Annotated in this window: 25 protein-coding genes; 9 read left to right on the top strand and 16 right to left on the bottom strand. The window is 45.4% G+C overall.

The window, feature by feature from the left end:
- The first annotated feature begins 38 nt into the window (after window positions 1-38).
- Genes P2H89_RS09610 through P2H89_RS09590 form a run of 5 tightly spaced genes read left to right on the top strand, consistent with a single transcriptional unit; the run spans window position 39 to window position 1,827 of the window.
- Entirely contained in the window at window positions 39-473 is a 435-nt protein-coding gene (locus P2H89_RS09610; RefSeq protein ID WP_275826501.1) for a hypothetical protein, read from the top strand.
- A 58-nt stretch (window positions 474-531) separates the two neighbouring features.
- Window positions 532-912 carry a hypothetical protein gene (locus P2H89_RS09605; protein WP_275826500.1) on the top strand — a complete coding sequence of 127 codons (381 nt, stop codon included), beginning with the start codon at window positions 532-534 and terminating at the stop codon, window positions 910-912.
- Between the two features lie 18 nt (window positions 913-930).
- Window positions 931-1,173 (top strand): hypothetical protein, encoded by a 243-nt coding sequence (locus tag P2H89_RS09600; RefSeq protein ID WP_275826499.1) that lies wholly within the window; start codon window positions 931-933, stop codon window positions 1,171-1,173.
- 2 nt (window positions 1,174-1,175) lie between these two features.
- Entirely contained in the window at window positions 1,176-1,487 is a 312-nt protein-coding gene (locus tag P2H89_RS09595) for a J domain-containing protein (protein ID WP_275826498.1), read from the top strand.
- Between the two features lie 10 nt (window positions 1,488-1,497).
- Window positions 1,498-1,827 (top strand): hypothetical protein, encoded by a 330-nt coding sequence (locus P2H89_RS09590; RefSeq protein WP_275826497.1) that lies wholly within the window; start codon window positions 1,498-1,500, stop codon window positions 1,825-1,827.
- A gap of 113 nt (window positions 1,828-1,940) precedes the next feature.
- Here P2H89_RS09590 and P2H89_RS09585 read toward each other — a convergent pair whose 3' ends face one another.
- A complete protein-coding gene (locus P2H89_RS09585; protein ID WP_275826496.1) occupies window positions 1,941-2,282 on the bottom strand; it encodes a hypothetical protein in 342 nt (113 codons plus the stop codon).
- Window positions 2,279-2,575 carry a hypothetical protein gene (locus tag P2H89_RS09580; protein WP_275826495.1) on the bottom strand — a complete coding sequence of 99 codons (297 nt, stop codon included), beginning with the start codon at window positions 2,573-2,575 and terminating at the stop codon, window positions 2,279-2,281. The genes P2H89_RS09585 and P2H89_RS09580 overlap by 4 nt, the downstream gene beginning before the upstream one ends.
- A gap of 167 nt (window positions 2,576-2,742) precedes the next feature.
- Between P2H89_RS09580 and P2H89_RS09575 the strand changes: the two genes are divergently transcribed.
- The 4 genes from P2H89_RS09575 to P2H89_RS09560 all read left to right on the top strand — a co-directional run bounded on the left by P2H89_RS09575 (window position 2,743) and on the right by P2H89_RS09560 (window position 7,567).
- Window positions 2,743-3,621, top strand: coding sequence for a toprim domain-containing protein (locus P2H89_RS09575; protein ID WP_275826494.1), 879 nt, complete (start codon window positions 2,743-2,745; stop codon window positions 3,619-3,621).
- 243 nt (window positions 3,622-3,864) lie between these two features.
- Window positions 3,865-4,254, top strand: coding sequence for a hypothetical protein (locus P2H89_RS09570; RefSeq protein ID WP_275826493.1), 390 nt, complete (start codon window positions 3,865-3,867; stop codon window positions 4,252-4,254).
- A complete protein-coding gene (locus tag P2H89_RS09565; protein ID WP_275826492.1) occupies window positions 4,242-5,573 on the top strand; it encodes a relaxase/mobilization nuclease domain-containing protein in 1,332 nt (443 codons plus the stop codon). Before P2H89_RS09570 ends, P2H89_RS09565 begins: the two co-directional genes overlap by 13 nt.
- A gap of 11 nt (window positions 5,574-5,584) precedes the next feature.
- On the top strand, window positions 5,585-7,567 hold the full coding sequence (locus P2H89_RS09560) for a YWFCY domain-containing protein (RefSeq protein ID WP_275826491.1): 1,983 nt from the start codon (window positions 5,585-5,587) through the stop codon (window positions 7,565-7,567).
- A gap of 69 nt (window positions 7,568-7,636) precedes the next feature.
- Here the strand turns inward: P2H89_RS09560 and P2H89_RS09555 are convergent, their stop codons facing one another.
- The 14 genes from P2H89_RS09555 to P2H89_RS09490 are packed head-to-tail and all read right to left on the bottom strand — an operon-like array spanning window position 7,637 to window position 22,317.
- Window positions 7,637-8,851, bottom strand: a complete 1,215-nt coding sequence (locus P2H89_RS09555; RefSeq protein ID WP_275826490.1) for a sialidase family protein — start codon at window positions 8,849-8,851, stop codon at window positions 7,637-7,639.
- The gene (locus P2H89_RS09550; protein WP_275826489.1) at window positions 8,848-9,342 is read right to left on the bottom strand and encodes a TlpA disulfide reductase family protein; all 495 of its coding nucleotides are present in this window, start codon (window positions 9,340-9,342) and stop codon (window positions 8,848-8,850) included. The genes P2H89_RS09555 and P2H89_RS09550 overlap by 4 nt, the downstream gene beginning before the upstream one ends.
- 8 nt (window positions 9,343-9,350) lie before the next feature.
- On the bottom strand, window positions 9,351-11,429 hold the full coding sequence (locus P2H89_RS09545; protein ID WP_275826488.1) for a copper-translocating P-type ATPase: 2,079 nt from the start codon (window positions 11,427-11,429) through the stop codon (window positions 9,351-9,353).
- 38 nt (window positions 11,430-11,467) lie between these two features.
- On the bottom strand, window positions 11,468-12,043 hold the full coding sequence (locus tag P2H89_RS09540; RefSeq protein WP_275826487.1) for a DUF2911 domain-containing protein: 576 nt from the start codon (window positions 12,041-12,043) through the stop codon (window positions 11,468-11,470).
- 27 nt (window positions 12,044-12,070) lie between these two features.
- Window positions 12,071-12,637: a DUF3347 domain-containing protein gene (locus P2H89_RS09535; RefSeq protein ID WP_275826486.1), complete on the bottom strand. Its 567-nt coding sequence runs from the start codon at window positions 12,635-12,637 to the stop codon at window positions 12,071-12,073.
- Window positions 12,638-12,670: 33 nt separating this feature from the next.
- On the bottom strand, window positions 12,671-13,888 hold the full coding sequence (locus P2H89_RS09530; protein WP_275826485.1) for an efflux RND transporter periplasmic adaptor subunit: 1,218 nt from the start codon (window positions 13,886-13,888) through the stop codon (window positions 12,671-12,673).
- 3 nt (window positions 13,889-13,891) lie between these two features.
- Entirely contained in the window at window positions 13,892-15,223 is a 1,332-nt protein-coding gene (locus P2H89_RS09525; protein WP_275826484.1) for an efflux RND transporter periplasmic adaptor subunit, read from the bottom strand.
- A complete protein-coding gene (locus P2H89_RS09520; protein WP_275826483.1) occupies window positions 15,201-16,454 on the bottom strand; it encodes a TolC family protein in 1,254 nt (417 codons plus the stop codon). The genes P2H89_RS09525 and P2H89_RS09520 overlap by 23 nt, the downstream gene beginning before the upstream one ends.
- On the bottom strand, window positions 16,438-18,372 hold the full coding sequence (locus P2H89_RS09515) for an efflux RND transporter permease subunit (protein WP_275826482.1): 1,935 nt from the start codon (window positions 18,370-18,372) through the stop codon (window positions 16,438-16,440). The genes P2H89_RS09520 and P2H89_RS09515 overlap by 17 nt, the downstream gene beginning before the upstream one ends.
- A gap of 2 nt (window positions 18,373-18,374) precedes the next feature.
- Entirely contained in the window at window positions 18,375-19,667 is a 1,293-nt protein-coding gene (locus tag P2H89_RS09510; RefSeq protein WP_275826481.1) for an efflux RND transporter permease subunit, read from the bottom strand.
- Window positions 19,668-19,688: 21 nt separating this feature from the next.
- Window positions 19,689-20,156 carry a heme-binding domain-containing protein gene (locus tag P2H89_RS09505; RefSeq protein WP_275826480.1) on the bottom strand — a complete coding sequence of 156 codons (468 nt, stop codon included), beginning with the start codon at window positions 20,154-20,156 and terminating at the stop codon, window positions 19,689-19,691.
- 25 nt (window positions 20,157-20,181) lie between these two features.
- Window positions 20,182-20,808, bottom strand: coding sequence for a DUF3347 domain-containing protein (locus tag P2H89_RS09500; protein WP_275826478.1), 627 nt, complete (start codon window positions 20,806-20,808; stop codon window positions 20,182-20,184).
- Between the two features lie 21 nt (window positions 20,809-20,829).
- Window positions 20,830-21,204, bottom strand: coding sequence for a heavy-metal-associated domain-containing protein (locus tag P2H89_RS09495; protein ID WP_275826477.1), 375 nt, complete (start codon window positions 21,202-21,204; stop codon window positions 20,830-20,832).
- 27 nt (window positions 21,205-21,231) lie between these two features.
- Window positions 21,232-22,317: a hypothetical protein gene (locus tag P2H89_RS09490; protein WP_275826476.1), complete on the bottom strand. Its 1,086-nt coding sequence runs from the start codon at window positions 22,315-22,317 to the stop codon at window positions 21,232-21,234.
- Between the last annotated feature and the right edge of the window lie 48 nt (window positions 22,318-22,365).

Raw genomic sequence — 22,365 nt, 5'->3', positions numbered from 1 at the left:
AGCGGTTACTCCTTCCCACACACCAAAATCATACAATTATGCCAAGCATCAACAACAAGACAAAGACAGTCCTTTCTTTCCTGCTCGATAAGCTCCAAAATAGCGAATACCTAATAATACAGATAACGGAAGATACTGCGCTGAACTTTCAGCTTGAAAGCCGGGGCGTGAAATCTGAATGGGGCACGGGCCATCTCTACCACGTCGCAAGCTGGCAGATCAAGGACGAAGAAGTTGTTATGGATCGAGCAATGGCTTTTCTGATCATAGACAAACGAACAACACCTGAAGCGTTCGACGATCTTATTGCCATTCCCTGCCTGTTCAGCGAGAGTGACCACCATATAACGCTCGATTCTGTCAAGGTCTCCCAACACTTGCTCACCGGACAGTTTGAAACCAACCTGCCCACCCTGTGCTTCATGGCCGACCTGTGGTTTGACAATCTCCGGTGCCAACGCTATGTCAAGTAACCAACCGAAGCGGGACACTTCCCGCTTCCATTTTCCTCACTATAAAAAATCAAACGTTATGCCTACACTGAAAGAAATGAACAACGTGCAACGTGCCAAGCTGCTTTGCAGCCTCATTCCCGAAGAGATACCCAAATTCCTCGAAGCACTACAGCAATATTGCGATAAGATCACGAGCGATCAGGCCGCGGTGCACCGGTCCTTTGAGAACAAACCTAACCCCATCATCAGTGCCGGGGAATGGATCTATATGGCGCAGGATGTACAAGTTTCCCTTGGTAAGTATAAGGAGCGGCTGCACAAAAGCAGTAATCTGTTCGCTGATCAACTCTTCGGCGGCTATATCGCCCTGTTCACGAGCCATTGTGTCAACCTGTACAAAGAGGGCCTGCCGGAAGACAACAAGTTCAGGCAAGCAGCCGCCCTTCTTTTTTATTAATCAGTCAACCTTATCACCATGTCATTACAACTATATGTGCCTTATGATATGGCACTACCTGACAATGATCAGTGGCAGTTTCGTTTCCAGATCGAAAGCGCCACCTCAGACCGGATATACATTATCTCTCAAAACAAGAAGCGCAGGCACTGGGCGTGCAGTTGCCCCGGCTACAAAAGACACCGGCATTGCAAACACCTGTCTGCTGTGGGCCTACCCGGTAAAGAACAACCTTTTGAAGTAAACCTTATAAAAACATAGTTATGGCTAAAGGATTTTTAGACGGTTATAAGCGCTACGATGCCTCCAGTGGCTTTGGAGATCCGGACAAATGGCGCCGCTCATTTCAGGAGCGCATGAGTGAACAGGACGCACGCCGTATTCTCAGCAGTGCCGAGCTTTCACCATATGCAGTACTGGAAGTACCGCCGACAGCAACCGCTTCCGAGATAAAAAAAGCCTTCCGCAAACTCATTACGCGGTGGCATCCTGATAAAAACCAGCACCGCGTAGAAGAAGCCGAAGCAATGAGCAAAAAGATCATTGCTGCCTATACCATCCTCACCAATTATTAAAATTTACATCATGTCTACCAACAACACCCAAGAGAATATAAAGGATTTTATCGAGCACCTTCGCCACCGGTTGGCGGTCGATTATCCCACCAGCGTTATCCTGCTGAAAACAGATGGGGCCTACCTTGCTATTGAGTTCGATGCCGAATTGTTACGCGACGTGCTGGATCTTCCACTACGGGAACCAACCGACCGCATCCCCGTGCCCCATACCGTATTTCCCGTGCATGCCTTTGATCAGTATGTGGGCGTCCTGATCCATGACAACATATCGGTGGCTGTCTGCAATCTCGAAGCCCCACCAGAAGGAGCCCTGAGCCCACAGCTTACCCTGTTTTAGTTTCTGCCGGTTGATTGGCAAAAAAGCTGCTGCCCTGAGGGGCAGCAGCTTGGTGCAGGGAATGACTGGCAATGCTTTTATCGCCGGTTCTTAAAATGGCATGCGAGGCAGTTCTATTGAACAGGGGTAATGTCGTTTAAGATCAGCTTACCTGTTTTAGATATCTTTGTCTGCAACAAATACCGGCAACCGGTTTGGCAGCGGAAAAAGTCAATCTGGTCTTTTCCGATCCGGTAAGTTTGCTCAGCAGACAGGTACACCGATAGCTGGATTTTCTGACCGCCATCTTCCAGGGTAAAGTAACCGTTAATGGCCAGCACTTTCTGCGCCCATATTTTGAAATCCAGCACCGCGATAAAAGGGTCTACTGGAAGCGAGCCGTGCAGATACTCATACTGCCGGGGTGCATAACCCATAGCAAGCGCCTGTTTCCAGGACAGCACATTGCCTGTCATGATCCTTGCTTTGTTAGCAATGAATTGATCCGCTCACTCATGTCTTTCAACCCTGCTTTCTGTAACAGCTCTGCGTTAATCTCCGCCAGTTCATGGAACATCTGGTCGTCTACCATCGCCAGCAATCCCGCTTTATCGCCTTCGCCTTTGGCGCCTATGCCAGCTTCAAAAACTTTCGTCAGTACCAGCACTGTTTTTCGTGGTAGGGTCAGACCAATCTTTACATTGTCGTTCATGCCCGGAGAGGCCAGCATCATTTCATACACCATCGCAACATCTTTTTGATTGAGCATACACACAGTTTTTTTGATAACACATTTGATTGTCCTGGTAAAAGTAAGCTGGTAGTCGCGCTGGATCTATTTTCACCTGTATCCTTATAGGCAGTGGTCTACCAGCATGCGGTCGTGTTTCATAGTTTCGTACCAACACCGGGATGGTGATCATGAAACTGTGAAGTATGAATATCCGGGATGCGAAAAAATTAGACCTCGTGGACTACCTGACCAGACTGGGTTTTAAACCCCAGCGTGTGAGCGGCAACCAGTACTGGTATCATTCGCCCTTACATGATGAGAAAACGCCCTCCTTCAAAGTCAACAGACTGATGAACAAATGGTATGATTTCGGGGAAGGCAAAGGGGGCAATATTATTGACTTCGGTGTAGCCTTTCACAAGCAGACGGTCAGCGATTTTCTGCACCGGCTGGATGGGCCCGGACAGAAGCCGGTGACGCATCACCAAAAATCATCCAAAGCAGCACAGGAGCAGGAGGACAGCATTAAGATCAATGCCGTAAAGCCTATCCATTCTCTGCCGCTCATTAAGTACCTGCGCGACCGGCGTATCCCGCTTCCATTGGCGCAGCAATTCCTGCAGGAAGTCAACTATAGCCTGCGGGATAAAAACTATTATGCGCTGGGATTCCGCAACGACCAGGGCGGCTATGAGCTGCGCAACCAGTACATCAAAGCATCGAGTTCTCCCAAGGCCAGCACCTTTATCGATCAGGAAGCTGACCGGGTAGCCGTATTTGAGGGCTTCTTTGACTTTCTGTCCCATAAGGCTATCACAGATGCGCAAACACAACAGTCTACCAATTATCTCATCCTGAATTCCGCTTCCTTTTTTGAGCAGCAATTGCCACGCATGCAACAGCACCAGCAGGTAAACCTGTTTCTCGACAATGATACCACCGGAAACAAGATGACTGCTGCGGCACTTGCGCTTGATCCCAACCGGTTTAACGATCAACGGGAGCTGTACAAGGACTACAACGATCTCAATGCCTGGTGTCAGCATCAGGGAAAGTCTGTCAGGATGCAGCAAAAGCCCTGATTCATTCCTGGTCAGCACCACTGTATCACCGGTGCTTTGGCTGCGGGTCTTGCAAAACAGGGCCCATAAAGACGGGGGCCGGGATGATAACCAAAAACATTGAGGGCGTCTGCTGCGCCACGCCCTGCCAGATGTACCGTTGTCTGACGCCAACGGAATCTGGCCGCCACCCCTCCGAAGTCGGGGGCGGTTTTAAAAAGGCATTAAATGATTGATTTTGAATTGTGTAAATGAAATGTGCGTATGAAAGCCGAAAAAGTGATTATGAGCAGGCGGATCAATGTCCGCTTTACCGAGGAAGAGTATAAAAAACTGTTGGACAGATCTGCGCAAACAACGTGCAGTAGCCTGAGTGAATATACCCGCAAATTGCTGCTGCAAAAGCCCGTTACGGTGTACCACCGCAACCAGTCGGTCGATGAGCTGATACCCCAATTGGTGGGCCTCAAAAACGACCTGAATGCCATCGCTAATAACTATAACCAGGTGGTTAGAAAGTTGCACATTTTGCAGCATGTACCTGACCTGAAAACCTGGCTGCCGCAACATGAAATTGCCATCCGGATTCTCACCGTAAAAGCAGATGAAATCAAGGCCCTCATAGCTAAAATTTCAGACGCATGGTTGCAGTAGTAAAACCCGGTAAATCGTTGCGCCATATTCTTCAGTACAACGAGCATAAGACCCAGATCACGATTGATCCGCAAAAGCAGACCCGAGCTGCCGTGCTGATCCATTCCTCCGGGTATGCCAAAGACACCGGGCAACTCAGCTTCACGGACAAACTGGGTACGCTTCAAAAGCTCACTGAGCTCAACGAGCGGACAAAGGTCAACAGCATCCATATCAGCCTGAATTTTCATCCCTCCGAAAAAGGTATGTCCGTAGAGCAGATGAAGGCTATTGCAGATGCCTACATGCAAAAGCTGGGATTTGGCAATCAGCCATACCTGGTCTATCAGCATAATGATAGTTCTCATCCTCACATGCACATTGTGACCACTAATATCCAGTCCAACGGGAAGAGGATCAAAACACACAATATTGGCCGCGATCGTTCTGAAATAGCCCGCAAAGCTGTCGAACGACAGTTCAACCTGGTGCGTGCTGATGATCACCAGCGCCAGCGACAATTCCAAATTAGCCCGCTCAATGCCCGAAAACTGTTATATGGAAAATCTCCTGAAATAGGCACCAAAAGGGCCATCACCAACGTGCTCGATCAGATACTGAAGCAATACAAATACACTTCTTTGACGGAACTCAACGCGGTACTGAAAAACTACAATGTGGTTGCCCATCAGGGCGGCAAAGGGTCTCGTACCCACCAGCATAACGGATTGTACTACCAGGTGCTTGATGACAAAGGAAAACCTGCTGGTGTTCCGATCCCGGCCAGTGACTTTTATAACAAACCCACCATGAAATACCTGCAGGACGAATTCACACGGGGGGAACAGGAACGCGAACAATTCAAACGTCGTGTCCGCAATGCCATCGATCTATCCTTACAAAAGCAACCACCGATTAATTTGAAGGAGCTACAGGAACGACTACATAAAGACAATATACAGATGATACTGCGCCAGAATGACCAGGGCGTCATCTACGGTGTTACCTATGTAGATCACCAGAAAAAGGCAGTGTTCAATGGCAGCGATCTGGGTAAGCAATACAGCGCCAATCAGATCCAGCAACGTTGCCAGGCTGATCCCGGTCTGAACCAGCAGCCGCAACAACAAACACAGCACGTACACCCCAAGCCATCAGAACATAAGCCAGCAACCAAACAGTCCACTCAACAGGTGCATGACCAGCACACCGCCAGCCATTCTTTTTCCAGCGATTTTATTTCCAAGTCCGATGCACCACCATCAACACAGCAGGGGGCAATGGCTGCCGAACTGAAAGCAGATCCGCGCAAACGCCGCAGAAAGAAATTGAAATACTAAAACCATGATGTATGTTACGAACAGGAGAGAACGAACAGGGGCTGAAGAAAGTGACAGACCTCACCCGATGGATCGCACTGGTGATCCTCTTTATTCATTTTTACTACTATTGCTACGGGGCGTTTCGCGAGTGGGGGTACACCTCAACTTTCGGAGATCAACTACTGGCTAAAGTGGCCAAGACCGGACTGCTGAAAGGGTTCAATTTTTCCAAGACCATCGCACTACTATGTTTGCTGCTATCGTTGCTGGGTGTTCGTGGCCGCAAGGATGAAAAAGCGAACTACCGGACAGGCATTGCTTACCTGATCACCGGACTGGTGGTTTACTACTGCAGTGGCTTCCTGTTCTGGTGGCCGGAGCTGCCGCCTGATGGCCTTGCCATTGGCTATATGTGTGTGTCCATCACCGGACTGCTTTTTGTGATCACCGGCGGTAGTATTGTTTCCCGCAGCCTGAAGCAGCGGCTACGCAACCAGGCATTTCCGGATGAAGGCTTTCCGCAGGAAGAAAGATTGCTGACAGACCGGTATTCGCTGAACCTGCCAGCCATCTATCGCTATAAAGGACAGGAGCGCAGGTCTTGGATATCGTTTCTCAATGCCCGGCGCTCCATACTGGTATTGGGCTCAGCCGGTAGTGGCAAAAGCTATTTTGTCGTCGAAAACCTGATCCGGCAACTGCTTGCCAAAAAGCAGGCGCTCTTTGTGTTCGACCAGAAGTTTCCGGAGCTGACGCTGCTTACCTATAATCATTTCCTTCGCCATCAAAAAGATTATCCGCCCGGCACTACTTTCCGCTGCATTAACTTCACTAACGTCGAGCAGTCCTGCCGGTGTAATCCGATCAATCCGGCAACGCTAACTAATCTTTCCAGTGCTATCGATGCCGCCAAGTCATTACTGCTTTCTATGAACAAGACGTGGAGCAACCGGCAGGGGGAATTTTTTGTCGATTCACCAATTAACCTACTGGCTGCGGTGATCGGTTTTTTGCGCCGGTATGAGCGGGGGACATATTGCACCATTCCCCATGCCATCGAGCTAATTCATCAACCCTACGATAAGTTGTTTACGGTGCTGCAATCCGATAGCGAGATTGCCACCCTGATCAATCCTTTTGCCCAGGCATATGCAGATGGCGAACTGGAAACGCTGAATTCACAGATGGCTTCCGTTAAAATACCGCTGGGGCGTATCGCTTCACCGGAGCTGTATTATATTCTGTCAGGGGATGATTTTTCATTGCACCTGAATCATCCGGATCATCCCACGGTGTTATGCCTCGGTAACAATCCGCAGATCCATGAAGCACTGGCACCAATCATGTCCCTGTACATTGATCGCATCAATAAGATCGTCAACCAGCCAGGGCAATATGACCTGGGGCAGGTGATCGATGAATTCGGGATGGTCAGGGCCACCAGTGTATTATCAACCATCCTTACCGGCAGATCCAATAACATCACCACCGTGATTGCTGTACAGGATTACAGCATGCTGAAGACGATCTATTCCAAAGAAGAAGCAGAGACGATCTTCAACATTGCTGGCAATATCATCAGCGGCCAGGTCAGCGGCGAATCCGCGAGGTTGCTCAGTGAGCGTTTTGCCAAATCTTTTCAGGACCGCGAAAGCATATCCATCAACAGCGGCGACACCTCAATTTCCCGGTCCAAACAACTGGAGCAATCCGTACCGCCCAGTACCATATCGAGTTTGTCTTCCGGCGAATTTATCGGCGTCATGGCGGATAATCCCGATCAGCCCATTAAGTACAAAGCGTTTCATAACCGGATCATCAATGATCATGCGGGGATAAAAAAAGAGAAGGAAAATTATAAGCCCTTGGAACAGCTTCGCAAGAAAAGCAAGGAAGATATTTACAAGGATTTTATGGCTATAAAACAGGATGCCCTCGATATCATTGATGCCGTGTTAGAAGAGGTTTTAAACAATCCAGGTTCTTGTGTTATCCAAAAGGGAAATGATTGATGTAATTAAGTTTTAGTATTAGTAATTAGTGATGTCTATTGAAATTAATTCACGGTAGTTTAATTCAATTCATTTTAGAATAAGGGTACCAACCTTAATCTTCTTCTCTTTGTCGTCCGTCCACGCAAAAATTACCTTATTGTCCCATTTAGTCATCTGTGGAAATCCGCTTGAGCGTGATTCTGATGAAGAGGCAATGATTAAAGAAGAATCTTTTTTACCATCACTATAAACTTTGGCCGCTTTTATCGCAGCACCTTCCATCCAACTCACCATTGCCGTTTTTTCATCCAGGAGTTCAATATCCACGCGGCCTATGGCCTGGCCGTCGTCTATTTTTACCGGGGTAGAAAACGTAGCACCTCCATCTTTGGAAAAAGCAACCTTTACCTGTGCATTCTTTTCGGGTGAAGTAAACCATGCTACGGCGAGGTTATTTCCTATTGCGGCAATACGTGGACCATTCACCGGGCAGCCTTCAATTTTCCAATTGTCGGCAAAGATGGTGTTGGGGGCTGTCCATTGTCCATTTACCAGTCGAACAATTGACATATCCCTGATTTCGTTATCAGATCTGTCGCGATAAACAACAACGGGGCCGGTGGCGGTGATGGCTGCACTTGTCTGACAACAATCGCATACACGACTGTCCAGTTCCCATTCGTTTAACTTTTTTCCGCTCTTGTCAACAATTGCAGCGCGGATAGTCATCGTCCCCTGATGCCCACTGTGATGCTCTTGAGGTGCGGCTGTTGTCGCATTTCTTCCATCTAACCAGGATATAAAATAATTTTCTCCATATGGAACAATAGAAACAAATCCATGCTCCGCTTTTTTCTTATCATCATGGATGACCACCGGCTGGCTCCACGATTTTCCCTGGTCCGAAGAGGTGGTAATCTTTACATCATAGTTGTAGGTTCCTTTTTCGCTTTTTTCTAAAAAATGTGATATCAGACTGCTATTTCCATCAGCGGCTAATAGTGGATAATCAGCCCAATTTACAAACCAATCAATTCCGGAAGCAATTATCGAAGGTTCGCTCCATGTTCCACCTTTTAGTACGGAATATTTTAACGTACTTTTCTCAGCCTCCTTGGCAATCCAGGAAAGATAAGCCACCCCATTTTTATCAGTAAAAAGATAGGGCTCAGCACTTGCGGAATCTGCTGGGGATTGCATTTTCTCAAGTTGCAAGGAATCTTCTGTTTTTTTCTTATCGGCTTCCGATGCACAGGATGTGAGTAGCGTAGTAAGTAAGATTATTGGGAGTAATTTTCTCATTTTTGGTTGTTTATTTTTAAGATCATCTCGATGTTACTTGTGTCATCCCATTTGCGGTAGCCCGTTTCAGAAAAGGCCAGTTCTCCTTTTGAATTAAATATGTAAGTTGTTGGCAAACCTTCCATATTCAATTCCTCAAGGTTAATTAATCGAACGTATTTTAAATCATATTTATGTTCTTTTGTGAATTCGTTGATCTGGTCGGACGTTTCGTTGGAGGCCAGTAAAAATATAACATCCTTTTTGCCGAGTAACTGTTGCGCCTTTGCGATAGAGGGCATTTCCTGAATACAAGGTTTACACCAGGTAGCCCAGAAATTGAGGAAAACCGTCTTGCCTTTAAACTCATCAAGGTTTATGGGGGTATCATTGAGGTCAGTTAATCTCACTTTGATGGTCGCCTTCTTGTCCTGTGGGATTATTTGTTTTTCTTTAACCGGCTCCTTACAACTTCCTGCCACGATTAAAAGCATCAAGACTATATTACGCATACTTCATTCTATGATTTATTCTTTATTTTCAGAAAGCTAGCATTAATGGCAACAACCACGGTGCTTAAACTCATCAAAACAGCTCCCATGGCAGGGCTAAGCATAAATGTTGGATACAATATGCCCGCTGCCAGAGGGATCGCTATCACGTTGTATCCGACTGCCCAAAACAGATTTTGAATCATTTTTCTGTAAGTAGCCCTGCCAAAAGCGATCATCTGTACAACGTCTTTCGGATCACTATTCACTAAAATAATATCTGCAGTTTCTGCGGCTACATCCGTTCCTGAGCCTACGGCAATCCCGACATCAGCCTGGGCCAATGCGGGTGCATCGTTTACTCCGTCACCTGTCATCGCTACGATCTCTCCTTTGTCCTGGAACTCTTTGACTTTGCTTTGTTTTTCGTGTGGTAGAACATTGGCTAGATAACCATCCATTTGCAACTTTTGTGCTACCGCAGCAGCTATTTTCTCATTGTCGCCGGTTAACAGGAAGGACTTTATGTTCATTTGCTTAAGCGTTGCAATGGCTTCTGCGGCAGTTTCACGTATGCTGTCTGCAAGGGTGATGACGCCAACCGGGGTATCATCAATCAATACGAAGATAACAGTATCTGTAGTTTGATCTATTCCTTCAGGGATCGCAGGAACATTTGTTTTTTGCTGGGTAAAGTAATTGGGACCCGCAGCTACCACTTTTTTTCCGTTTACAATGCCGGAAACGCCTATGCCCTGCATGTACTGAAAGTCATTGGATTTCCAGAGTTCGAGGTTTTGCTGTTTCAACCGGCGGATGATCCCATGAGCAATATGGTGTTCAGAGTTTTGTTGGATAGCCGCCACATATTGCAACAACTGCTCAGGTGTGTATTGCCCATTAAGGGGGATGATTTGCTGAACCTCGTGAGTGCCTTTAGTCAGTGTTCCCGTCTTATCAAAAATGATGGTCGTTAGTTTTCTTGCATTTTCAAACGCAGTACGGTTACGGATCAATAAGCCGTGAACAGCGGATAAGGTAGTTGAAATAGCTACTACCAAAGGGATCGCCACCCCAAGTGCATGGGGGCAGGACGTCACCATTACAGTTACCATCCGTTCCAGCGCAAAAGATAACTCCCTGCCAGCAGAGAGCCAGACAATAAATGTAATGATTCCTATACTGATCGACACAATTGTTAACCATTTGGCGACCTTGTTGGCTAGGTTTTGGGTCTTAGATTTTGTGCCCTGTGCCGACTGAACCATATTAATCACCTTGTTGAGATAACTATCGCTTCCAGCGCCGGTTATTTCAATCTTTAGTACGCCATCACCGTTGATAGCTCCTCCGATTACTTTATCGTCTTTTTCTTTCTTTACCGGTACACTTTCCCCGGTCAACATACTTTCATTTACATAAGATGTTCCTTCCAATATATGGCCATCGGCTGGAACTTTTTCGCCAGGTTTCACCATAACAACCTGCTTATTCTCCAATTCTTTTAATGGAATATCTAAGACTGCTCCGTCCCGTTCCACATGAACTACTGCGGGTAACAAGGCAACCAGCGATTCTAAAGCCTGGGAAGCGGCCATCTGCGATTTCATTTCCAACCAATGGCCTAATAACATGATATCAATCAAGGTCGCCAGTTCCCAAAAGAAGTCCATGCCGGGTAAACCAAAAACAACTGCTACGCTGTACACATAAGCGGTAGTTATAGCAACGGCCACCAGTGTCATCATGCCTGGATTGCCCCATCTTAGTTCCCGAACCAAGCCAACCAGGAAGGGCCAGCCTCCGTAGAAAAAGATAAAACTGCTTAAACCTAACAGGACATATTTATCTCCCGTAAAGGTGAATGTAAAGCCCAGCCATTGCTGGATCATGTGGGATAACAGTAAAACAGGAATGGTAACAACCAGGCAAATCCAGAACCGTTTCAGAAAACCTTCCGTATGATGACCTGCATGTTCATCGTGCATCTGATGGTCGGCTTGGTTGTGCTGTTGCTTGCTGGATTGCTGCATTTCTGCATGGACATGATGGTCATGCGCTTGTTTTGATTTCGGTTCGCCACGATGATGATGGTGTTCATGGTTCATAATCGGCTATTTATGGTGGATAATTGGGAACCAGTACTTTAACCTTTAACTGTGATGGGAAATTCAATACGTAATTTTTCCCAGGCCACAGCAATCCTACCTGTATTGCCTTTACCCGGTACTATAAAATACTGTAATCGTTCCGTCAGTGCATGTTTTATTGGTTTGACCTTAATTCTTATCAGATCTTCTTTCTGATCATATTCTGTGGCAAGGTGTTGCTGCCATTTTGAGTTGATGATCACCGTCCATTCTTTTTTACCAGGAATGGTGAATAAAGCATACTTGCCGGCAGGGATCTCTTTTCCGCCTACAATAAAGGGATGGGCTACTTCAAGGGTGGTTGCATCATGGGCACCCGTTACCCAGACCTCGTCATAAGGCACCAACCCACCCCAAATTATCCTGCCTCTGACACCCGGCGAGTGATAATTGATCTTAACAGAATCAAGACTAATTACCCCAACAGCGGCGGATTTAATGCTCCGTTTACTCGTGTCTTTCATTAGGTTGGGGTTGTAACAAACCGCCTCTTTTTGTGCCTGTAATTCCAAAGTTCCGCTCAGCAAAATAATTACCAGCCAGAGCCTGGATACAGAAATTGATTGAAACATATTGAATGTTGTTTAGCGGTAAGACGTTTATTTAATAGTTTCTTTTACCTCTCCGCACGTCATCATTTTTTCACCGAAGTAAGGGTTTCTGATTTCTTTGTTGGGGCTGATCCAGGAAGCTCCTTTATCATTCAAAGCCATTGGGCAGTAATCCACATACAGTTCACCGGAATTAAGACCTGACTTCTTTACAAGGGCGATAAAATCATTACTCAAAGTAGAGTAAGCAGTTCGCTGCACTTCAATGTCTGTTGCTGCAGTAATTTTTGTAGCATTGGAGACAACTGTTTCTGCTCCTGGAATCTCTTTTGCTCCTGCTTCGATGGCATTGCTGGCAACTTTGGCTTCGGCCATATCCCCATTGGTCAGGGCAGTTGTCAGGTGTACATAATGCTGATAAACAGCATTGAGTTTATCGTCTTTCAACTTTACTGCTGGTGAGGACGTTTTGCCTTCTTCCATTTTCATTTCATCATGGCCGGTGTGGCTTGCGCTATCCTTGTTATCGGTATTGCCATTGGAATTTCCATCACCGCAGGCGGCAATAAATAGTACGGAAAATGCAGGAATAACCACTTTAAGAAACTGTTTCATGTTTTAATTTTTAGGTAAATATTCAGGTTGTTTTTAATGTTGATGTGTTGCCATCGGATCAGCACCTTTCTTTAGTATAAATTCACTATATAGCAAATAGGCCCCCGTGATAACTACTGTATCGCCTGCTTCTAATCCCTCAATAATTTCTACTGATTCAAAATTTTCCATACCGGTAACTACTTTGCGGGGCTCAAATTTGCCTTTCGCTGTTTCGATCCAGACATGCGCTCCTTTTCCGTCCCTGATCACTGCATCTACAGGTAATGTAAGCGCATCGGTTTTGGCCTTAACTGGTAACAGGATATTTACCTGCTGTCCTGGTTGCCACTGGTTGCCGGGATTGGCAATAGTCCCCCGAACCTGTAGTAACTGGCTACCGCTTTGAAGAGAAGGATTGATAAATTGAATGGTCATGGTTTGGGGTTTGTTTTCCCAACCGGCTACAATGACCTGAACGGCCTGGTTCACACGGAGGCTACCTGCCTCGGATGGGTAAATATCCGCTTCTACCCATAATTCTCCATAGCCTTCGAGCTTCATAAGGGCACTACCTTCTGCGGCATATTGTCCTTCCGCAATAGTGAGTTCTGCTACGGTACCACTGCTGGGTGCATAATAGGTTACATAAGGACTTATCTTTTGAGCCTGCAATAATTGATTGATTTGTGCTTCTGATTGATCATACAGTCCCAGTTTCTGCCTGGCAGCTTTCTCTATTTGTTGAAAACGGGCATCTTCCGGGAATTGCCGGGCTTGCGCGGCTGACAGCAAGTATTCCTGTTGTAAAGTGGCGAGCTGTTCAGAGTAAATTTTATACAAGGGTTGGCCTTTGTTTACTTTGACACCCGTTTCCCTTACGTACAATGCTTCAATCCTGCCAGGTACCCGGGTAGATATGACTACTGTTTTTTGAGGATCTGTAGCAAGTCTGCCATTTAACTGTTTTACATTAGACAATGCACCTGCACCAATGGTCATAGTAGTTACATTCGCCAGCGATACCTGGCTTTCACTGAGGGTCAGGAAAGCATCTTTATTATTTTTATCGAAGGGCACCAGGTCCATCCCGCAAATGGGGCAAGTTCCCGGTTTGTTTTGGACGATCTGCGGATGCATGGGACAGGTGTATGTCTGATCCGCCTTCACCTGTTGTACCGCATTATTATTACCCTCTTTGCACGCTTCTAAAACAAGCAGTGGTGCCATAGCAAAAATAGCCAAGGTCTTTATAAAGCGTTTTCTTTCCATATACTACTGTTTGGCTTTACCATTTACTTTTATGAAACTTTCGCTATCCACGAGATAAGCTGCGTTGGAAGCTATCTGCCAACCTGCTACATCAGTAATAATTTGAATAAAACCTTCCGATTCTATTCCGGTTTGTATGTCCATAGGGGTATACAGACCATTATTTTTCCTGAACACAACTGACTTCGTGCCTAACCGCCAGACAGCCCTTTTAGGTAGCCACCAATTCCCGGTGTAAACAACCGGGATAATACCCGTAAGCAATTGCCCAACCTGTAAATTGTTTTTTTCCAGATAAACTCTTCCTATCAGGAAGTTCTGCCCATTGCGAAACACAGGTTCTATTAAACCTAGACGGGCGGGTTGAATGGCGGTTTTGTTTCCTGCCGGGAAGAACAACAATTTTTGTCCTTTTTTTAAGTGCGGGGACAATGATGGCAGGAATGCAAATTCTGCGACCAGGTTAGTGGTCTGGTAGATAGTAAATACTGTCTGACCGGCATTTACGTATTGACCTTCGCGGATCATAACAGCAGTAGGAGTAGTTACTGGCTGCGTAACCGAAGTATTGCCGGTAGAACTGCCGCTACCCATTCCCTCCATACCACTTCCTCCCGCAACAGGCTGCCCCATTGTTGGGCCGGTTACCGCCGCAGGCGAAGAAGTGAGCGCTGCTTGGTCCAGTATATATCCATCCGCATTACTATATACCGGAACGCGGTACAAAATTTTACCTGTTTTGATCACCCGTTCAACCTGATTAGCAGGCATGCCCAATAATATCAATCGTTGTTTGGCACCTGCCAGCATTTCTGGGCTGCTGTTGGCCACAAATAGCAATTCACGCTGGACGGCAGCCAGGTCCGGTGAATAAATCTCCATGATCAGTTGTCCTTTCCTTACCGGTTGATAATTGTATTTAACCAATAATTTTTCGATGCGCCCGCTTACCCGGCTGGCCAGGCTGGTTTGATTGCGGGTATCATAGGTGATCCTACCACTTACTTCCACTGAACTGATGCGGGTACCGGTTTCGGCTTTGATAGCAGGAACGCTGGCGATCACCTGTTCATTGGTAGGTTTGGTAAGCATGGTTACACTGCTGTCAACGACTAATTCCTTATTGGAATCTTTCAATACCAGTTCCATTCCGCAGATGGGGCAGGTTCCGGGTTGATCCCTGATCACCTGGGGGTGCATGGGGCAGGTATATTGTTGGGCCTGCTTGTGGCCGGCATGAGAAGACTGACCGCCTGCCTTGTCTTTGCAGGAAAACAGGCTTAATGATGCCAGCAGTGATACTGCCAGTATTTTAACGATATAATTCTTTCTCATAATCCACAATCATTTCGTATAGTTTCAATTTTTCATCCAGCACATTCATTTGCATCATCGTTTGCGCTTCCCATGCGTCAATGACAGCAGGCAACTGTATTTTATTTTCCTGGTATACCAGGAAATTGGCATCGAATGTTTTTTTAAGGGCGGGAATAATCTTTTCCTCCATGGCAGTAATGCGTTTTTGCATAGATTGGATTTCGTACTGCATTCCATACAGCATGCCCTGCGTTTCCTGGAGCATAGCCGCCCGTTCTTTTTCCATGCCCTGTATATTATACTGCATGGCTTTAACTTCATTTTTGTACATTTTGGAAGCCCAGGGAGCAATGGGTATAGATACCATGCCCATCACGCTGAATGCAGTGGGCATGGCTGCATCGAGGGGATACATATGGTCAAATCGGATACGGAAGTCCGGTTTCTTTTCTTTCTGCATGCTCACAATGTTTAATTGCATGGATCGGATGCTTTCATTCATTTTAAAAACATCTTTCCGTACAGAGGCTAACATAGTGGTATCATAAGACGCTAAAGGAGCGAAAACGGGCTGGTATAAGGAATCAATCTCAAAGACTTCATTACCCGGCATATTCATCAGGCTGTTGAGCCAGGCCCTTGCCTTTGCAATAGTACCTTCCTGCATGCGGATCATGTTGCGATTCTCCTCTATGCGGGCATCGGCTTTAAATACACTGCCTAACTGAGACTGGTTGTAGGGATAACGTACTTCTTCAATCTTTTTCATCATGACCATGATCCGTTCATTCTCCTGCAACACTTTTACCCGTTGTGCTGCCACCAGCCAGTTGAAGTAAAGTCGTTTGGCTTGGGCTTTGAAGTCATTCAGGGTTATATCCCGGTTGGCTCTTTCCACGTTTGCCTGGGAGGCGATGTATTTCTTTTTGGCATTTAACTTTGCCGTATTGGGTATGTCCTGTTCGATGGCCAGCATAAGGTTTCCTCTGTCCCTGCCATCCATAATGATTTGATTGGGATAAGGCGTCATGAAAGTTCCTACGCCCACCATGGGAGCCATCCAGCCGGTTGCTGCTTCAGCACTGTATTTATAACTTTCTGCTTTCAGGCCATAAGACTGTAGCAATACATTATTTCTGTCTATTCTTTGCAGAATAGTATCCAGCGGTAAAATGGTCGGCTGCTGCGCCAATAATTGCAAAGGAGCCAGCAGGATTACTAAGAGAATATATTTAATGCCCTGTCTCATGGATTTCAAGTTTTCCATACTTCCGTAATTCATATTCCTTTGTCATTAAAAATATCAGCGGCGTTACCAGTAATATATGGGTGGAAGAAGTAAGTACACCGCCTATCATGGGTAATACAATAGGTTTCATAACATCTGTACCAACACCACTGGCCCATAGAACAGGTACCAGCCCGAATAAGGATACACATACCGTCATTAGTTTGGGACGTAGCCGTTTGGCAGCGCCATGGATAACATACTGGCGAAGATCTTCCCTGGTAATAGTCCCGCTGGAATTACCTTTTTCTGTAACCAATTGTTTCATGGCATCGTTGAGGTAAATAACCATCACAATACCTGTTTCCACGGCTATACCGAATAAAGCGATAAACCCCACGGCTACTGCAACGGAAAGATTGGCGCCCCATATCCAGATCATATAAGCTCCACCAATTAAGGCGAATGGCACAGTGATCAGGCTTAAAAAGGCTTCGCGTATTGAATGAAAGGCGAAATAGAGAGAAAAGAAAATGATCACCAATACAATGGGCGCTATCCACAGCAGGGTCTGCTGGCCACGTATCAGGTTCTCATATTGCCCGCTCCATTCCAGGTAGTATCCCTGTGGCAATACGCCTTTGGCCTGGCTCATTTTTTGAATGGCTTCTGTTACCGTACTACCCAGGTCCCGGTCACGGACGTTAAATAAAACTGCGCCTCTTAACATAGCATTTTCTGAATTGATCATCGGCGGGCCATCTTCAAAAGCTACGTCTGCCACGGCAGATAGGGGGATTTCTCCAAATGCCGGGCTTACCAGCGGAATGCGTTTAATACGTTCCACGCTGTTTCGATATTCCTGCGCCAGGCGAACTGCTATAGAAAAACGTTGCCTTCCTTCGATGGTATTTCCTATCGTTGATCCTCCCAACGAAGTTTCAACGGTTTGGTTAACATCATCAACATTTAAACCGTAACGGCTTAAATCTGCCCGGCGAACGTTTATGGTAAGATACTTTCCCCCGGTCACCGGTTCTACATAGAGATCAGCAATACCTTTTGTTCCTTCCAGTACTTTTTTTACCCGTTCTGATACAGATGCGATGCTATCCAGGTTCTGCCCATATACTTTTACGCCTACATCAGTACGGATGCCCGTAGCCAGCATGTTAATGCGGTTGATGATGGGTTGTGTCCAGCCATTGACGACACCAGGTATCTGTAATTTGGCGTCCAGTTCGTTAACAATATCTTTTTTGGTGAGACCAGGCCGCCAGGCAGATTTCGGTTTCAGCATGATAATCGTCTCAATCATGCTGATGGGGGAATTGTCGGTGGCAGTACTGGCCCGGCCAGCTTTTCCCAGAACTTTATCTACCTCGGGAACCGATTTGATAATTTTATCCTGAACCTGCAAAATGCGCTTTGCCTCTGCGTTGGACACATCAGGTAAAGTAACAGGCATAAACAAAATGCTCTGTTCATCGAGTGGTGGCATAAACTCAGTTCCCAGGCTTTTCAGCAAAGGAATAGTGATTACCAATGCTATGATATTGATGGCCAAAGTTGTTTTTCGCCATTTCAAAACAGTTCTTATGATGGGTTCATAGATCCTTTCCAAAATCCTGTTAACCGGGTTGGCATGGTCCGGCCTGAATTTGCCTTTCATGAAAAAGGAGATCAGTACAGGCGCGAGTGTGATTACCAACAAAGCATCCACAATCATTATGAATGTCTTGGTATAGGCCAACGGGTGGAATAGTTTACCTTCCTGTCCTGTCAACATGAATACGGGCAGAAAGGAGGTAATAATAATCACTGTGGCGAAAAAAACACCCCGTGATACCTGCTTACTGGATTGTTCGATTATTTTTAACCGTTCTTCTTCGGAAATCCAGGTTGCTGTTTTTTTATTTTTCTTTTTGAACCAATTCATAACTACTCCGATTGTTTATTTTGTTTTAACCAGGCTTCATATCGTACTGACAAGTGTTTATAAGCGTTTTCACTCATGATAATGCCGTTGTCGACGATTACACCTATGGCCAGTGCAATACCGGTAAGTGACATGATATTGGAGGAAATGCCGAAGGCATTTAACAGTATAAAACTGGCAGCCAGTGTAATGGGGATTTGTATAATAATGCTTAAAGCACTGCGCCAATGAAAAAGAAAGATGATCACGACTAAAGAAACAACAATCATTTCTTCAATAAGCGTTCTTTTTATAGAATCAATGGATTCTGTAATTAACTCGCCGCGATCATAGACAATATCGAATTTTACTTTTTCAGGGAACCCTTTTGCCACCTCCTGCATTTTGGCTTTTACTTTATCAATGACGGCCGCTGCATTTTGGCCATAACGCATGACCACGATCCCGCCAACACGTTCACCCTGACCATCCTGATCGAATATACCCAGCCTCGTTTCACCGGTCATTTGTACGGTTGCCACATCTGCTACCCGAATAGGAATGCTGCTTTGGTTTTTGACTGGTATATTTTCAATCTCCTGCAGTGATTTAAGGTAACCGGATGTTTTAATAATATATCCTATATCGCTTAACTCGAATTTTCTTCCGCCCGATTCATTATTGTTTGACCGGATTGCGTTAATAACTTCGGGAACTGACAATTTATAATACAGTAATTTATTTGGATCAACAGTAACCTGGTATTGCTTTTGAAATCCACCAAATGAAGCAATCTCGCTGACACCTTCCACATTCTGTAAAGCAAATTTGATATACCAGTCCTGCAAGGCTCTTTGTTCTCCCAAATCCATGTTGGGGGCATCGAGTGTATACCAAAGAACATGACCTACGCCGGTTCCATCAGGACCTAATTGTGGTGTGACGCCGGTGGGTAAAGTTCTTGTAATGGTACTCAACCTTTCCAATACCCTTTCTCTGGCCCAGTAAATATCCACATCATCATTAAAAATGACATAAATAAAGCTCATACCGAACATGGAAGTTCCCCGTACGTATTTAATACGCGGAAGCCCCTGCAGATTCGTGACCAGCGGATAAGTTACCTGGTCTTCTATTAGTTGCGGCCCTCTGCCCATCCATTCTGTAAATACGATCACCTGGTTCTCGGATAAATCAGGGATTGCATCAATCGGATTTTTCTTTACCGAAAAGAAACCCCATACAAATAGCCCGCCGGACAGCACCAGTACAATGAATCGGTTTTTAAGTGACCATTCTATTATTTTATGAACCATAATTAATTTTATAAGATGGTTTTATTCTTTACCTTCTTTGATCAGCCTGCGTGTATCTTCAACCCATTTGAGTACTACGGCTTTCTCTGCTTCAGTTAGCCGCGCATCTGCATGCATGATGCGGTACGATTTGAGCGGCATAGTTCCTTTCTCCAATGATTCACCGATTGACCTGAGTTTATTGAACTGTCTTTTTTTTGAATAACTTCCATACTCGCTAAAATTTAATTCCTCCTTTCCATCCCTTACGTGTTGGTCTAATAACAACCGAAATGGCTGTAGATCGGCATACCACGGGTAGCGGGTATTATTACTGTGGCAATCATAGCACGCTTTTTTTAATAGCAACTGTACCTGAACCGGAACCTGGTAATTGTTTGCTATATCCGCAGGTGTTGTTTTCTCACTCTTGTTTACACTTCGTGGAATAAACTGTAATAAAACAAGAACGATCAATAAACCCCACGCTATTTTTTTAAGGGCACGCATGTTTATCATTGAGAAGACTGGTCATTTACTGGATTTTTTCTTCCACCTTGCCGCATTTCGGCATTTTACTGCCGTAATAAGGGTTTTTGATCTCCACGGTTTCGCTTAACCACAAGGCCCCTTTGTTATCGTCATACATCGGACAGTGATCATGGTAAAGTGTTTTCCCACCGCCGAAAGCCTTAGTTAAAGCATACACATCCTCGCTCATCATGGAAAAGTGTTCGCGTTGATGATCTATCTTGCTTTTACTGATGTGTTCGGCGTGCTCCTTCAGATCCGCTTCGTTTTCCTCATATATTTTTTTCTGTTCCGGGGTGAACGCCGATTTGTCTATCTTGGCTAAAGCAGAAGACATGGCTTCACTTCCTCTGGCGGCTTCTTCGCTGTTGTCACTTACCAAAGCGTTTTTGATATGCAGATAATGGTCAACTATTTCCTTTATTGATGCCGCTATTTTAGGATCAACATTGGTATAAGCCACGGCTACTGTCTTAATATCTTTGTCTTCCACCGATGAGGTTTGACCGGCTGAATCTTTTTTCATTGAATCCATATCATGGTTCTCTGCCTGTTTATTATTGTCGCTATTGTTGCAAGCAACAAACACGAGTGATGCTATAGCTATTGAAACAAAAAATAACTTTTTCATAATAATCTTTTAAGTTGTTAATTAATGCTGATGGCCAGAATGATCAGCTTGTTTATCAGCCTTGCTTCTGTCATACAGGCAGCATCCAGGTAATTTATTATATACGGAATCAGATGCTTTTTCTTTTTCTGTATCATGTCCAACAGCAGCGATTTTTTTCTGGATGGCGGCATTGGTGGTTTTGGAAGGATCGTAGGTGATGGTCATTATTTTTGTCTCCACGTTCCAGTCTGCTTTTGCTATGCCCTCACCGACGGCAGCCTTTTCAATCCTTTTTTTACACATCCCACAGTTGCCATACACTTTAAAGGTTTCTGTTTTGGAATCCTGCGCCAGAACAGATTGATGTGTTAACGAAGTAATGACGGTCATAAAAAGAAATACTAAGGTTCTCATTGTTCAATTCTTTTAAGTAATTAAAAATTATGGTTTCAATACAATTCCGTTTGGCTTTTTCCCTACCGAAATGTCTTTTATTTTTGAATGGTTATTTACATTGATCACAGAAACAGAGGCGGCCATTTGATTAGTGACGTAGGCCCTATTGCCATCAGCCGTAAAGGCAACGGCATGCGCTCCTGCGGCTGTATTGAAGCTACCAGCATGGGTCCACTGGTTACCGGACCCATCCCAGGACCAGTAGTGTACCTTGCCATTATCCGGGTCTGTTACCCACAGCTCTTTTTTGGCAGCGTTATGTGCAGCACTGCCGGGCATAAATCCTAAATCAAGAGTCTGGAGGACCGCATTGGTAGACACATCAACAACGCTGATCGTTTTGCCTTCCTCATTGTCCACATACATTTTGCCGTCATAGCCTACCCACGCGCCCACAGGTTCAGCGCCCACAGGAATGGTGGCTATAATGGTTTTGTTTACAGGATCAATGACAGAAACAGTGTTGTCTCCTCCGTTGGCTACGTAGGCTTTCGAGCCGTCGGCGGAAAAGCTGACTTCAGCAGGTTCCATACCTACGGCTATGGTATTTTTCAAAGCATAGGTTTGACCATCATAAACGAGCACTTTGCCGTTCATTTCCATTTGAGATACCCATATTTCACGGCCATTGGGAGAGTACATGGCATTGTGATTAGATACCGGCAAGTTCACCGTTTTCAATATTTTCCCCTTAACAGCGTCCATTATCAGGACCTTGCCTTTCATATCATTCATGCCACCGGAATGGCCTGCGCTCAGATCCATTCCCGGCACGCCAATGGCGAGGCGGTGCATATCAAAAATGCTGTATAAAGACAGGTGATGCGGCCACATGACCATTTCATTGTCCGTCTCCATTAATTCCAGGGTTTCTGTGACGGTGTTTTTATCGAGGTCAATAACAGAAATAGTACTGCTTTCCCCATTGACGACATAGGCTGCCGGGTAATCAATTTGTTTATCTTCCATTGACATACCTGGTATTTTTTGCTTTCTGCAGGAAATAATGAGTACAATCAACAGGATTGCTGAAAAGGCCACTGCCAATGCAGTGCGTTTTGCCACTAACATAGATGGGCATTTTTGTGTTAGAAAAACAATACTAACTAAGTGAGGTGA

The organism is Paraflavitalea sp. CAU 1676, assembly GCF_029223285.1.
GTDB lineage: Bacteria > Bacteroidota > Bacteroidia > Chitinophagales > Chitinophagaceae > Paraflavitalea.
This window is presented reverse-complemented; position numbering and strand designations above follow the sequence as displayed.